Source organism: Kaistia sp. 32K (assembly GCF_016629525.1).
In the GTDB taxonomy this organism is placed as follows: domain Bacteria; phylum Pseudomonadota; class Alphaproteobacteria; order Rhizobiales; family Kaistiaceae; genus Kaistia.
In genome coordinates, this window is the sequence record NZ_AP024269.1 from 2,618,507 (window position 1) to 2,631,941 (window position 13,435).

Annotated in this window: 19 protein-coding genes; 1 reads left to right on the forward strand and 18 read right to left on the reverse strand. The window is 67.5% G+C overall.

The window, feature by feature from the left end:
- Positions 1-5: 5 nt before the first annotated feature.
- On the reverse strand, positions 6-317 hold the full coding sequence (locus tag K32_RS11900; RefSeq protein ID WP_201404202.1) for a phage tail assembly protein: 312 nt from the start codon (positions 315-317) through the stop codon (positions 6-8).
- A 29-nt stretch (positions 318-346) separates the two neighbouring features.
- On the opposite strand from K32_RS11900, the gene K32_RS11905 reads away from it, so the two are divergent.
- On the forward strand, positions 347-859 hold the full coding sequence (locus K32_RS11905; RefSeq protein ID WP_201404203.1) for a hypothetical protein: 513 nt from the start codon (positions 347-349) through the stop codon (positions 857-859).
- Here the strand turns inward: K32_RS11905 and K32_RS11910 are convergent.
- The 17 genes from K32_RS11910 to K32_RS11990 form a co-directional block, all read right to left on the reverse strand.
- Positions 856-1,227, reverse strand: coding sequence for a phage tail tube protein (locus K32_RS11910; RefSeq protein ID WP_201404204.1), 372 nt, complete (start codon positions 1,225-1,227; stop codon positions 856-858). The two genes, K32_RS11905 and K32_RS11910, sit on opposite strands and share 4 nt — an antisense overlap.
- A 48-nt stretch (positions 1,228-1,275) precedes the next feature.
- Positions 1,276-2,805, reverse strand: coding sequence for a phage tail sheath C-terminal domain-containing protein (locus K32_RS11915; RefSeq protein ID WP_201404205.1), 1,530 nt, complete (start codon positions 2,803-2,805; stop codon positions 1,276-1,278).
- 38 nt (positions 2,806-2,843) lie between these two features.
- Positions 2,844-3,032 carry a hypothetical protein gene (locus tag K32_RS11920; protein ID WP_201404206.1) on the reverse strand — a complete coding sequence of 63 codons (189 nt, stop codon included), beginning with the start codon at positions 3,030-3,032 and terminating at the stop codon, positions 2,844-2,846.
- 12 nt (positions 3,033-3,044) lie between these two features.
- Positions 3,045-3,596, reverse strand: coding sequence for a hypothetical protein (locus K32_RS11925; RefSeq protein WP_201404207.1), 552 nt, complete (start codon positions 3,594-3,596; stop codon positions 3,045-3,047).
- Complete coding sequence (locus K32_RS11930; RefSeq protein WP_201404208.1) at positions 3,596-3,919, reverse strand: hypothetical protein; 324 nt, start codon at positions 3,917-3,919, stop codon at positions 3,596-3,598. Before K32_RS11930 ends, K32_RS11925 begins: the two co-directional genes overlap by 1 nt.
- A 9-nt stretch (positions 3,920-3,928) precedes the next feature.
- Positions 3,929-4,540 carry a DUF2190 family protein gene (locus tag K32_RS11935; protein ID WP_201404209.1) on the reverse strand — a complete coding sequence of 204 codons (612 nt, stop codon included), beginning with the start codon at positions 4,538-4,540 and terminating at the stop codon, positions 3,929-3,931.
- 88 nt (positions 4,541-4,628) lie between these two features.
- Positions 4,629-6,704, reverse strand: coding sequence for a prohead protease/major capsid protein fusion protein (locus K32_RS11940; protein WP_201404210.1), 2,076 nt, complete (start codon positions 6,702-6,704; stop codon positions 4,629-4,631).
- 3 nt (positions 6,705-6,707) lie between these two features.
- Positions 6,708-6,938 carry a hypothetical protein gene (locus tag K32_RS11945; protein WP_201404211.1) on the reverse strand — a complete coding sequence of 77 codons (231 nt, stop codon included), beginning with the start codon at positions 6,936-6,938 and terminating at the stop codon, positions 6,708-6,710.
- 3 nt (positions 6,939-6,941) lie between these two features.
- Positions 6,942-8,477 carry a phage portal protein gene (locus tag K32_RS11950; protein WP_201404212.1) on the reverse strand — a complete coding sequence of 512 codons (1,536 nt, stop codon included), beginning with the start codon at positions 8,475-8,477 and terminating at the stop codon, positions 6,942-6,944.
- Entirely contained in the window at positions 8,474-8,686 is a 213-nt protein-coding gene (locus K32_RS11955) for a phage head-tail joining protein (protein WP_201404213.1), read from the reverse strand. Before K32_RS11955 ends, K32_RS11950 begins: the two co-directional genes overlap by 4 nt.
- Positions 8,686-10,692: a phage terminase large subunit family protein gene (locus tag K32_RS11960; RefSeq protein ID WP_201404214.1), complete on the reverse strand. Its 2,007-nt coding sequence runs from the start codon at positions 10,690-10,692 to the stop codon at positions 8,686-8,688. The genes K32_RS11955 and K32_RS11960 overlap by 1 nt, the downstream gene beginning before the upstream one ends.
- Positions 10,643-11,365, reverse strand: a complete 723-nt coding sequence (locus tag K32_RS11965) for a hypothetical protein (RefSeq protein WP_201404215.1) — start codon at positions 11,363-11,365, stop codon at positions 10,643-10,645. Before K32_RS11965 ends, K32_RS11960 begins: the two co-directional genes overlap by 50 nt.
- 186 nt (positions 11,366-11,551) lie before the next feature.
- Positions 11,552-12,148 (reverse strand): hypothetical protein, encoded by a 597-nt coding sequence (locus K32_RS11970; RefSeq protein ID WP_201404216.1) that lies wholly within the window; start codon positions 12,146-12,148, stop codon positions 11,552-11,554.
- Between the two features lie 6 nt (positions 12,149-12,154).
- Positions 12,155-12,517, reverse strand: coding sequence for a hypothetical protein (locus K32_RS11975; RefSeq protein WP_201404217.1), 363 nt, complete (start codon positions 12,515-12,517; stop codon positions 12,155-12,157).
- Positions 12,518-12,656: 139 nt separating this feature from the next.
- The gene (locus tag K32_RS11980) at positions 12,657-12,920 is read right to left on the reverse strand and encodes a hypothetical protein (protein WP_201404218.1); all 264 of its coding nucleotides are present in this window, start codon (positions 12,918-12,920) and stop codon (positions 12,657-12,659) included.
- Positions 12,921-12,925: 5 nt separating this feature from the next.
- Positions 12,926-13,174: a hypothetical protein gene (locus tag K32_RS11985; RefSeq protein WP_201404219.1), complete on the reverse strand. Its 249-nt coding sequence runs from the start codon at positions 13,172-13,174 to the stop codon at positions 12,926-12,928.
- A gap of 22 nt (positions 13,175-13,196) precedes the next feature.
- Entirely contained in the window at positions 13,197-13,415 is a 219-nt protein-coding gene (locus K32_RS11990; protein WP_201404220.1) for a hypothetical protein, read from the reverse strand.
- Positions 13,416-13,435: the final 20 nt, after the last annotated feature.

Below are 13,435 nucleotides of genomic sequence, written 5' to 3' on the forward strand. Positions count from 1 at the left end.
CTGGATCAGGTCGACGCTGCGGTCGACCCAAAGAAAAAACCGGCGATCGTCCAGCTGATGCTGGTCCAGTCTTCGGCGCGGACCGCGCCGATGATGGTGGCGGCCTGCCCGGACAACAGCGCCGCCATCGCCAGCATCTTAGCGTCATCGAACTCGATCTTGGGCGGATCGTAGCTGACGTCGACCTTCACCGGATTGCCGGCCTTGGCGATGTCGATCACGCGCGGCTCGCGGAAGACGAGCTCAGTGATCGAAGAGCCGTCTTGCAACGGTACGGGGCGGCTGAGCTTGACAGTCTGAGACGTTTCGCCTGCCATACAAAGTGTCTCCAGGGAGGGATGGGAAAATGCGATTTCTGTTGATCGGAATTTTGATCCTGATGGCCAGCCCGGCCTTCGCGCAGGACGATCCGATGGAGCAGATGAAGTACGCGGCCATCATCATGCGCGAGGCCAGTCGTGTATTTCCGTTTGAGCTCAAAGGTAAATTGACCGTCACATCGCCAACGACTGCGACGGTGCAAGCCCATCAGATCATCTTCAACGCTGTCCCAGATCAGCCATGCGTTTACCAGGAGCGGCTATTCGAGGAAGGCGAGATCCTTCAGTTCGATTTCAATCAGCTAACCGCGGACTATCGGCTCGGCCTTCAGGGGTGGCCGCTGGCCATTCCTGGCAATCGGTTCATTTGCATCTCTCGGGGGTCAGCGGATGAACTGGCCGATCCCAACTATGCGCCAAGCGGGCGCAACTGCCTGAGCATCCTTCGATACAATCCGATGGACGCTCGGACCTTCCTCGATGCCGTCGTGTTTTTTCAGACTTATTATTGCCCGGCAGCCATCCCCAAGCCCTATTAGCTCGGCGTGATCTCGCGGCAGGACAAGCCCTGCCAGACGACGCTCACCTGACCATCGGCGGTGTTGATCTCCTGCGCGCCGGTCGTCCAGGCGTCGCGAAGGACATAGACGTGCCCCGAGGCAAGCTCGGCCACGACGGTGGCATCGGTGATGGCACGCAGCTTGGTCAGGGAGAGCTGCGGCACCATGGTGATGTCGCCGGAGATCTGCGGGATCGATGGCATTTCCTTGTAGCCATGGACGCCATCCTGGCCGGCGATGCCCTCGCGCGAGATCTTGCTCGGCGTGACCGTGAAATTGCCCCGGAGGGGATACTGGACACCGTCGACCGTGATGGTGGCGATGCCGGCGACGCGACGAGCGGCCATGGCGGGAAATCCTCAGAGATCGAAGGGGATTGGAAGCGGCGCGGCCGATCAGGGGGCGAGCGCGTTGCTGCTCGCGTTGTCCGCATACTGCAGGCGGAACTGGCCCAGCACGGCGAACATGCGCAGCTGGTTGACCAGGTCCGGCGGCAGCAGGACGTCGACGCGGTTCGGATTTTCGGCGCTCCGCTCGACCACCAGGTGCGAGGTGAACTGATCGGTGTTCTCGACCAGGCCAATCTCCTCGAGCGCGTCGTAGACGGCGATCAGCTCGGCCTTGATGATGTTCGGCGTGACGATCGCCTGGCCGGCGCCGAACTGGGTGCCGTTGTTGGCGAGCTTGTGCCGCGGATACTTGGTCGTGATCGCGCTCTTCAGCTCGCGGAAGATCCGCGCCAGCGTCGCCAGCGTGGTTGCCACGGCATAGGAGTCGTCGGAGACGCCGAAGGCATTCGTCTGATAGGTCGTGCTTTCGCGCTCGATCTGGACGGTGCCGTCGGCACGCACCGCCTGCGTGGCGAGGCCGATCGCCAGCGTGTTGCGCTCGTTGGCATTGAAGCGGTCGGCGCGCGGCGCCGCGGTGACGCCGGCAAGCGCCAGCGTCTGCAGCGGCCGGGCCGGATCGTTCATCAGAGCACGCGCCGCCTGCGCAGCATAGGCCGCCGCGACTTCCCACACCGGGGTCGGCATGGTCGGCTCGATTGCCAGGATCGAGGTCTGCGCGGTGTTGCGCGACTGGTAGAAGGTGACGAGATCGGAATAGGTGCCGCGTCGCGCGGACCAGATCTGACCGTAGAGCTGGCGCAGCCAGCCCCAGCGGCCATTGTCGCCGAAACCGTACTCGTCCTCGATCGACGCCAGCGAGGTGCTGTCGGTGAACGGATTGGCGACGAAGTCATATTCGTCGTCGCCGAGGCCGGCGATCAGGTTGGTCAGGCTCGGCTGGCCGACGCCGCCCGACAGCGCCGTGATCGTGGCGCCGACGCCGCCCGGGAATGCCTCGCCGGCGAGCGTGCCGCCGAAATTGAAGCTCACCTGGATGTCGTTGCCGGTCGCGCCCTTCCAGCGGCTGGTCAGTACCGCCTTGGCAGTGCTCGAGCCGTCGACGACGGCGGTGACCGGCAGCGTCGTCATGGCGATGATGGCCGCCACGACATTGGCAGCGATCGTCGCGGCGGTGTCGCCGGCGGTCACGCCGATCTCGACCAGTTGGTCGGCGATATAGAGGCTGAGCGTGCCGGAGGCGGTCGCCGGGCCCGAGAAGACGATGTTGCCCGACGCCGCGACGCCGGTGGACGGTTCCGCGACCGGGCCGCACCAGATCTGCTGCACCGAATTGTTCTGCAGGAAGGTCGAAACCATCCGCTCGAGCATGGAGCCTTCGCCGAAGAGCGTCTTCGCCTGGGCGAGCGATCCGATGATGACCGGCGTGTCGGCCGGCGCCGAACCGGCGGAGAACTTCTGGCCAATGAGGAGCGCGGGCTGTTCCTGGACGAGGCCGCCGGCCTGCGACGCGTCGGTCTCGACATAGAACAGAGGCAGCCGCCAGTTCGACGGGATGGAATTGAACGAAATGGCCATTATGGCTCCTCGAGGAAACGGGTGGGACGGCGCGGCGATCAGCCGGCGGCCGCGGCCTTATCGTCAGCGGCCGGCGCGACCGGTGGCGTGGTGCTGGCCTCGCCGGCGCGGATCCGGCGGTTCCAGAACAGGTCGTTGTCGTTGACCTCGATGCCGGCGACGGGGTCGACGCGCTGGCGGTTCGGGCCGACCAGCGGCACGTCGTACTGAGCGGGGTAGATGCGCATGGCGTGGAAACCTCAGGACGGAAGATCGATGTCGGCGCCGAACGGCTTGTCGCTCGTCGCGCCGGGCCGGTTCGATGCCATGTGAAGTCGTTGGAAGCTGTCCGGGAGGACGGGCTCGAAGGCTTCGCCCATCCGGATGGTGATGATCAGGCGGGCCTCGGCCATCAGCAGCTCGGCGTTCGAGCTGGCCTGGTCGACCATGTGATAGGAGGCCTCGATTGCGGTGATCGCCTCGAAACTTGCCAGCCAGGCGGGGCTGGTCAGAAGCACGTCGAGCATGTCCTCGGTCGCCTGGTAGAGGCTGGTGTCGAGGGCGTCGACGGCGTCGGCGTTGATCAGCGCCGAGATGCCGAGCCGCAGCGAGGAGATGAACTTCGGCTCGCCGGCGGTGGCATCGCCGTCCGGCGACATCGTGCGGCCGAGCAGCGTGCAGCGGATGCAAGGCAGATCGGCCGCCTTCATCGGCAGGATGGCATTGGCCTGCACCCGGCCGGCAAAGCCCGGAAGCGTGCCGAGAAGCTGCGCCGCGTGATCGCGAATGCGAGGCGGCCAGTAATCGGCCATCAGCCGGAGACCTTGCGCAGGACGAGTTTGACATCGCCTTCGCCGTCCGGACGGACGTCAACGACGAGGAAGGTCTCGGCGCCGATGACGATCTTGTCGTCGATCGCCGGCAGGATCGGATATTCGCTGGCGCGGATCCCGAGCGTCGGCGAGACGGTGGTGAACTCGCCATCGGCGAGCTGGACCTCGGTGTGTGGGCGGCGAAAATCGCCGCCCGCCGGAAATGAGGCGACGCCAGGCTGCGAGGCGAGCGGCAGAATGGTCACCGGCCGTCCGAAGGCGAGCTGGGCGGGCCCCAGCACCATGGCGTCGAAATCGATCATCGCACCGGCTCAGTAACCGTAGGCGATCCAGTTCACCTTCTTGCCGAAGGTGGTGGCCGCGACCGGCGTCGGGTCGGTGCCGCCGGTGTTCTGCCAGGTCTTCAGGATGATCGAGCCGGCGATCGGCGCGGCGCTCTGATCGCCGACCTGGGCGGTGACCCATTCCGGATTGTCGGTTGGGTCGCTTTCGAGGATGGCGACGACGGAGATCACCTTGGCGAGGCCGGTGGCGACGGTGTCGGCCGCGGTCACGGTCGTGAGCTGTCCGCCGACGACGCGCGAGCCCTGCTCGCCGCGATGAACGAACACGGTGCCGACGATGCTGAGGGCGCCATTGTCGACCGCGAGCACCGCCTCGCCGATCGCGACATTGCCCGAGCCGACATTGGTCGCGACCTTGTTGGTCGAGTCCCAATAGATCTTGTCGCCGACGGCCCAGGCCTGGCTGGCGGCCTTGAAGAGCTGATAGACGCCGCGGGTCTGGATCTCGACCGGCAAGCCCTGCGCGGCGGCGTAGGCCGCAACGCCATAGAGGCGGCCGACGATAACGAAATCACCGGAGTTCACGGCATAGGGGGCCGGAACGGTCAGAACGTCCCCCGACTGGATGTAGTTGTTCATGGCGGGACCTTTCGGAAGCGGGGAAGACGAGGACAGTCGCGCGGCCGCACCAGGCGGCCGCGTTTAGATCGATCGAGATGAGACGGGATTAGCTGCCGTTGCGGACGAAGCCGCGGTAGTCGATCGCCTTGGCGCCGACGTCCTGGCGGACCTTCACCTCGACGCCATCGACGTCGAAGCCCATCCGGGTCTCGGTGTAGAGGCCCTCGGCACCCTCGAGATAGGCCAGCTCGATCATGTCGATCAGTGCCGGGTCGCCGGCGAGGAACCAGTTCGACGTCGAGACGGCGTCGAGACGCGGCTCGGTGATCGGCACCAGCTTCTTCATCGTCGCCGGCACGACATCGCCCGACTTGGTCGGAACGATCTGGCCGAGGAACTGCTCGATCGTCGTCTCGAGCGCGGTCGGACCGACGATGTAGGTCGGCGTGATATTCAGGAGGGTCTTGCCGTCCAGGCCCTTCTGATTGCGCAGGATCTTGCGGCCCGAGCCGACCGAGGCTGCCGAGATCGCGGCGGCCGTATCGACGTTGTTGTGGTCGGCATGGAAGAGGCCCTTGCCGTCCGCCATCGGCGCGTTGGCCGTGATGATCGCCCAGACGAGATCACTCTCGAGGTTCGCCGCGGAGATGCCGAAGGCGCGCGGGATGCGGGTGAAGGCGGAGAGGTCGTCGTTGATGATCACCTGGCGGGTGATGGCGATGACCTTGCCGTAGGTCGAGATCGCGTAGGTCTCGGCCGCGTCGCCCATCTTGCCGCGCTTGAATTCGCCGTGCTCGTTGACCTTCTCGAGCTGCGGCGCCTCGCCGAGCTGGGTGCGGCTGACCGGCTTGAAGTCCGACACGGTGGTGACGCGCACCAGCGGGCGGAACGTCTGCGGAGCGGCGTCGTAGCCCTGGCGCAGCGTCTTGTTGGCGACGTTGGCGAGGATGTTCGGAAAGTCCGAGGTCGACAGCATGCCGCCCGAGCGCGTTTCGATGTCCATGTCCGAGCGGTGGCGGAGCATCGCGTCGGCGACCTGCATCTTGCTCAAGCCCCGGGTGTTGACGCCGCGGGCATTCAGGAAGTCGCGGCCCATCTCAAGCAGCGTCAGGCCGCGGAATTCGCGGGCGGCATCCGTCAGCTTGAACTTCTGCGGATCGAACCGATGCAGGAGCGCCTCCTGCATTGCCTCGCCGCGCTTCTCATCGCCGTCGTGAATGAGACGGACGTTGCCGTTGCCAGGGCCGCGGCTTTCGCTATCCGCCGCCAGTTTGTCGAGCAGCAGCTTGCGGAACTCGACGACCGTGGTGCCCTTGGTGACGTGCTCGTCGCCGAAGGCCTCCAGGCGCTGGCTGACGGCCAGGCGGCGGATTTCGCCGGAGCGCTCGCGCTCGGCGGTAATGCCGGCCTGGCGCGCGGTCTCGGCCTCGGCGGCGGCGCGCTCGGCGGCGAGGCGCTCGGCCTCGGCACGCTCCTTGTCCGCCTTTTCCCTGGCCGCGCGGGTGGCGGCCTCGTCGGCAAGACGCTTCTGTTCGATCTCTTCGGGGGTCATGGGGCTCGCTCCATCATTCGCCGCGGGAGCGGCTGGGGGATCAGGCTGGGGGGTGGGTTTCGTTGCCCGCGTCTCGACGACGCACGGGAACAGTTCGGGCTCGCCGCGATGGCCGCGGATCTGCGATCCGGCGTCGGCCGGCACGGGGACGGCCGAGATCTCCATCGGCTCCCAGTCGGTGACGAGCCAGACCGGCACGCTGCCGTCGTCGGCTTCGTTCTTCTGGACGCGGTGGATCGCGTAGCCGACCGAGATGTTGCGGATGATGCCGTCGCGGATCTTCTGGACGGTGTCGGCGTCACCGGCGGCGGAGGAGAGCTTGATCCGGGCCAAGCCCTGGCCGTTCTCGATGCGCGCGGTGCCGGGCACGACGGCGCCGATCACGGCAGCGAGCTCCCAGCTGTCATGCGTGTCGAGGAAGGCCGCGCCGGCGTTGAGCCGGCCAAGCCGCACGCTGGCTTCGTCGACCTGCAGCTCTTCGATGTAGGGACCGTCCCGCCACGAATAGCGCTGCACCTGCGCGCCGGTGGTCCAGACGACCTCGATCGTGTTGTCGGTGTCGTCGAAGCTCTGCGCGCGCACTTGGGCCGCCCGCGCCTGGCGCGGCAGCGCGATATTCAGTTCGGCCATAGGTCAGTCCTTGGTGGGGGAATCGTCGACGACGGCGGCCGCATCCTTGAGCGGATCGACCCGTTCGAACTTCCGCAGGTGCCATTCGACCGGCACGGTGCGGTCGGGGATCTTGCCGGCGAGCCACGCGGCCTCGCAGAACGAATCCCAGATCGGCTGGAGGAACTTCGAAATCTGCGCGCCCGCTTCGGCCGCCCGCGCCTGGCGCGGCAGCGCTATGTTCTGTTCGGCCATGGGTCAGCCCTTGGTGGAGGCGTCGTCGACAAGGGCCGCGGCATCGAGCGCGCTCTGCAGCACGCCGGTCTTCGCGGTCTTGCGCGGGTCGGAATCGAGGATGATGCCGAGGGCATCGAGCTTCTTGTTCCAGGCGACGAAGTCGGCGAGCACGTCGTCCGGATTGCGGCCCCGATCCGAAATCACGTCCTGCGGCGAGCGCGTGCCGGCGCGGATCGCCAGCAGCTCGGCTGTCGCGTCCTTGAGCGGGTCGACCCACTCGAACTTCGGCGGGTTCCACTCGACCGGCACCAGGCGGTCGGGGATTTCGCCGGCGAGCCACGCGGCCTCGCAGAACCATTCCCAGACCGGCTGCAGAAACATCGGGATGATGATCTGCCATTGGATCTGCCGCACCAGGCGGCGGAATTCGAGGATCTCGACGCGGGCCGAGGAGAAGTTCACCTCGGATAGGTCGCCGGTCATCAGCGCATAGGGAACTCGCCAGCCGGCGGCGATGTCCTGCAGCGCCGAGACCTTGTTGTCCCGGAAACCGGCGACCACGGCCGGCTGGTTGAACTTGATGTCCTTGCCGCCGCGCAGATAGGCGAACATGCCCGGAGCGAACTTCTCGAGGAGGCTCCCACCCGGGCCAACGACACCCGGCGTCGGCGGCTTGCCGTTGGCGTCGACCGGGTTGATGCCGATGTCATTTTCGTCGTCGCCGATGACGACGCCGACCATCGAGGCCTCGATCTTCTTCCGGATGCCCTCGGCGAAGGTGTAGTCCGCCAGATCGCGGTGATCGCGGATCGACGGCGCGCCCCATGGCACGCCGCGCGTCTGGGTCCGCTGCCGGTCGAAGAGGTGCAGCACTTCGGATGCCGGCACGGCGCTGGACTGCAGCGGGGAGCCGACCGAAAGGAAGCTGTTCCCCGGGTGCGTCGACCAGAGCCAGTAGGCGCGGCGGCCGCCGATCGGATTGAATTCGATGCCGTTGATGATGGAGCCGCCATCCGGCAGGCCGCCGACCCGGCTTGAGTCGATGAAATCGGATTCGAGCAGCTGCAGCTGCAGGGGCACGCGAAGCCCATCGGAGGAACGGCGGATGCGACGGCGGCCCAGCACCTCCCCACCCTCGACCATCTCTCGGGCCGCCAGCGTCTGCAGGCCGTAGAAATCCTGCAGTCCCTCGGGATCGCAATTGCGCGCCCACTCTTTGTAGGCGTCCATGACGCGGGCGTTCTTCTTGTCGTCGCCCGTGTTGGCGCGGGGCACGATCCCCTCGCCAATCAGATTGGCAACCCAGACCGATACCGCCTTGGCGGCATGCGGGTTGTTGCGCACCAGGTCGCGGACGCGATCGCGCAGCCGCGGGCCGGCAGCCATGATCTCGGAGTCGGCCGATGTGCTCGCCGTGTGCCAGCCATCGGTGTGACGTCCGAGCGCCGCGCCCTCATAGGCTCGCTTTTGGAAGCCCTCGAGCGTCGCGCGAGCTCGGGCTCGATCGAGGGCGGTCCGCGGCGCGAACAGCCCGATCGCTGAATCGAGCCAGTTCAATAGTCACCCCGCGAGAAGGTCGCGAAGCCCGCCGTCGGTCGCCGCGGCTGGCCGCTGCCGACGTTCTGCTGCGCTTCGAGCCAGGTGAGCCGCTTCAGCAGCTGGTCGAGGCTGTCGTAGTCGACCGACTTGCCGTCATACGAGACGCGCGTCGCGCCCGAGGCGATCGCCTTCTTCAGGGCGAGGATCTCCGCGGTGAAGTCGGTCATCAGAGCCATCCTCGGGAAGTGTCGATCCAGGGCTTCGGCGCGGCGGGAGCCGCCGGCGCCGGCGCTGGCTCGGGTGTCGGTTCCGCGGGCGCCTCGTCGGCGGGCGGTGAAAGGTCGTATTGCAGCGACGCGTCGATGCGGCGCGGCAGCGATTTGCGGACGGCAAGAGCACCGACGAAGGTGTCCAGCGCCTCATTGCGCTTGCCTTCCGGCAGCACCCAGACGGCGTAGGCGCGGCCGAGGCGCTTTCGCAGCTCGCGGCGCTCCGAGGTGAGCTGCTCGAAATAGTCCGGGCCGAAGCCGTCGGCGGCCGGGAAATGGATCAAGCCGGGCTTGCGGCCGCCCTCGGCCGGCGCCTCGATCTTGAGGCGGCCGAAGATTGCGTCCTTCGCCGTGTCGACGCCGATCGGCCAGAACTGCTCGCCGAGCTTCGTCTTCCTCGCCGCGGTGGGCCAAATTGGCCTCGCGCCGGCCCGCCCGTAGGTCGCGAAGATGCGACGCTTGGCGCGGCGACGGGCGAAGGCGAAGACCTGGGCGCCGTGATGACCGCCGGCGTCGATGCCGGCGGCGGCGACGCGCAGCGTCCGGCCGTCCACCGTCCGGAACATCTGCAGAAGCGCGCTATCGAGCTCGCGCCAGGCCGCCGGCTGCGCCGGGTCCTGATGGATCACCTGATAGAGGAAGGGCCACGCCTCCTCGTCCTCGCCCCAACCGATGAACTGCGTCTCGAGGCGATCGCCCTGCACGTCGGTGAAGGAGGTGATCACCTTCACCGCTGCGGGCAGATCCTGCGGCCCATAGGCCTCGGCGCGGGCGATCAATCCCGAGCCGTCGAAACTCTCTCGGCCGGCCGGGCGCCAAAGCTCGGCGAGCGCCGTGTTGGTGAACTTCTTCAGCAGCTCCGGATCGCCAACGGCGAGCAGGAACTCCCGCACCAGGTCGGCGAGACGATGTCGCTTCGAGAACAGCTTCGAGATCTGGAAGCCGGCGTGCCCGTCATAGGGCGCGCGCTGTTGGCAATGCCGGCAGAGGCTGCGCCCCTGATTGTCCCAGAGCGCGGGCTCCTGCCGCTCACCGCAGCAGGAGAACGGCCGCGTCTGCCGCCAGCCGTAGCCCGGCGCGTGCTCGAGCGCGTCGAGCGCCCGGATCCGGTCGCCCTCCGACCAGAAGACGCCGCAGCCTGGGCAGATCACGCCGGCCGTGTCGGGACGATGCTCGCCCGCCTCGTCCTTCGACCAGTGCACGTCCTTCCACGCGATGGTGAAGGCATGCGCGCAATGGGGGCACGTCACGAAGCACTTGCGGCGGTCGCTCGCCTGGTACTCGCGGCCGATGCGCGAGGTGTCCTCGTCGGTCGGCGAGCAGGTTCGAACGAACTTGCCGCGGCCGAGCGCGCGATAGGTCGAGGCGCGTTCCTCGGCGAGGATCAGCGGATCGCCTTCCTTGCCGGCCGAGGGCGGGTATTTGTCGATCTCGTCGCAGATGATGACGCGCTTGGGGCGCGAGGCGAGATCCGTCGGGCTGTTCGAACCGACGAAGTCGATCGAGCCGCCCTTGAATTCCTTGTGCGTGATCGTCGAACGGCCGGCATAGGGCGCCAGCGCCTCGCGGATCGCCGGGCTGGCCTCGATGGTCGGCTCGACGCGCTCCTTCGAGAAGCTCTCGGCCGCGCCCTGCGTCGGCTGCACGAACAGGATCGGGCTCGGATCCTGGTGGATGAAGTAGAGCGCGACGTTGATGTCGAGCTCCGTCTTCACGACCTGCGTGCCCGCCATCACCGTGACGGTGTGGGTGTCGGACTCGGTGACGGCGCCGAAGGGCCCGAAGGCGACCGGCTGCGAGCTGGTCTTCCACCGGCCGGGCGACGCCGAGGTCTTCGCCGAGACCTGCCGATAGGTATCGGCCCATTCGATCAGGTTAAGCCGGGGCGGAGGCCGGAGCGCCTGGCGCGCCTGCTTAATCCGGATCGCGAGCTTCGTGGCTCCCGGCGAAGGTGTCGGGGTCATGAAGTTCGCTCAGAGCCTCGGAGATCTCTTCCAACAGCCGGCTCTCGATTTCGGCGCGATCGAGGCCGACGAGAGAAGCGGCAAGCTTGCCGGGTATGCCGAGGAGGCGTTCGCGGACGACCGCGTAGTCCTTCTCCATGAAGAGCGCGACGGCCTCGATCTCGACGAGCTTGCCCTCGGCGACGAGGAAGTCCTGCCGGCGCTTCAACGCCAGGAAGATCTCCTTCACGCGGGTGGCGTCGGCCAGCGACCAGGTCGAGGACAGGTCGGGATCGATGTCGGAAAGGTCGACGTCGTCCAAGTCGATCGGACCGGCGCCGCCGTCGTCCTCGGCCTCGTCATCATCATCCTGATCAGCAGGATGGGTAACGCGCTTCGGCTTGCGCGGCCGCCGCGCCGGTTTGTTACCTCGAGCACCTGAAGGTGCGTCGGAATCTGTTACCTCCGGCACCTTGCGACGCGATGAGGTAACACCGCCGCGATAGACTGCGGGCCGCTCGTTGAGCGCTGCGTCGGTCTTCGCGACATCGACGCGGCCGCGCTCGTCGAGAACGAGAATTCCCTTTTGCTTCCAATCGGTAACGGTCTTCCTGGAGACGCCGCGGTGCCGGCCGTACTCGGCCTGCGAGACGAACGCGCCGGCGACCGGCGCGGCCTTCGATCTGTTACCCACGGTGTTACCTGGTCAGGCTGTTACCCGGTTTTGCGACCCCACGCTGCGAGATACAGGCCGGTCGCGCTTACCCCGCCGTGGGCCCCCCTCCGGGGAGGACCCGAGCCTCGCCGGGCGGCGCCCGGCGGCCCTCCCGAACGCGGGCCGAGCGGCGCGACGGCGCGCTTCGAGCCGAGCGTCAGGTCCCTATTCGGCCGGCCGTCGCGTCCGCATCGCTCGCCGCATCGCACCCGGGTAGGCCTTGCGCATCTCGGCGGCCATGACGATCCGGAAGTGCCGCTCGAACGGCACGTCCGCGCGCTGCATCGCCGATGTAGCGAAGGCATAGGCGAGATGCAGGCGGCCGCCGCGACCGATGAAGATGCCGCGCGGCAGGACGCGCAGAGCGCGCGCCGGCGTGCTGGCGCGGATCGCCTGCGGCTTCTGCGCTCTCGGGATGCCCTTCGGCCCGCGCTGGACCGTGCCGGTCGGCGGGATCGCGAGGCGCTTCTTCGCGTGCTTCACGCCGCCCTTGGCGTGCAGGCCGAGATGGCCCCGGCCGAGGCGATCCGATATCGCGACCGTCAAATTGTGCTTCGTCGCGGGCTCGACCTGAAGCGCGGCGCGCAGGAAGTTCGTGTTGCGGACCTTGACCGCCTTCGGCCAGGTCTCGTCGATCAGCCATCGGCGGGTCTTGAATGCCGCGCTCGTCATCGACGTGGCGAGCGCGAACGGCACCTGGTCGACCGCTCCTCCCAGGCGCTTCGCGGCGCGTTCGAAGGAGGAGAGGTCGAGCTGCAGCATGACCGATTAGGGTGCGATCGGCGCGGCGGGCGCAGGTGCTGCAGCGGAGGCGGAATCGGCCGAGGCGGCAACCGCATCGTTGGAAGCCGCAGCGGGATCGGCCGGCTCCGGCGCGGCCGCGTTGGTCGGGTCGGCCGGCGCCGGATCCGTCGAGGCGGTCAGCGTGGCGTCGATCGAGGCGATCTGGTTGGTCAGATCGTCGATCTGTGCCTGCGCGGCGGTGAGGTCGGCCTTGGCGGCGGCCAGCTGCGCCTTGGTGTCGGCGAGCTCCTGGCTGTCGGCCGAGCCGGAATGCAGCAGCGACGAGACCGCCTCGGCATCCGACTTCAGCTTGGCGAGCGCCGCGAGGGCGGCGGCGAGATCGAGCATTTCTGGTCTCCTAGGACGCCGCCGCCAGAAGGGAGCGGTATGGTTGAACGGTTCTGCGGCAATGAAGCCAGCGACGAGGCCGGTGACGATCGTCCTGATGATCCAGATGGACTGCCATACGGGCATCGCCGGTCCTCGCTCAGGCCGCTCGGCGGACTGCGATCGGCGTGCCGGGGCCGGTTGTCGTCGGCAGGCTGCCGATGATGGGCACGACCTGGAAACGGTCATGGCCCAGCGCGGTGACGCCCCATCGAGCGGCTTCGTCCGGATCGCCGAACTTCTCGGCGTCCGTCAGGTCGGCGCACCAGTGCAGCGCGCGCCATCCGCCCCGCCAGTCCTCCTTCGAGCCGTGGCGCGAAATCGCGACCCAGGCACGAGAATGAAGGCGCAACGCGTAGACCATGATGATCAGACAACCAGGCCGTTGGCAGCCGTGAGCCGGCCGGCGGCGATCTGGCGGACGCGCCGCGCGGCCTCGGCGTTGCCCGGCTCGCTATAGGCCTTCCCGTGACGATGTCGGCGGCGCTGGCGCACCGGCTGGCCCTCGAGCACCCGCACGGCGTCCGGCTGCGGCAGCCCGTGCATCACGCGGCTGGCGGTGAAGGTGACGCTCAGTGCGAAGGCGGCCGCGAGGCGCGCCAGTCCGAAATGTCGCATCAATGTCTCCTGGGGCAGGAAGCTATCGCCGGCCGGCCGAGCCGCCCGACGGCGGCGGGGGTGCCAGAGTGAAGAAGCCGGTCTCGATCCAGCCGAGGTCGACGGGCTGATAGACGCCAACGGCATAGCGCCGGACTCGGCGGTGCCCGGTGATCGAATTCGTCTCGTAGACGTGGACGCCGGTGTCGAGCACCACGCGCCAGGCGAGAACGATCTGCAGCCAGCGCAGCATGATCAGCACGCCGCTCGCACGGAGATGTT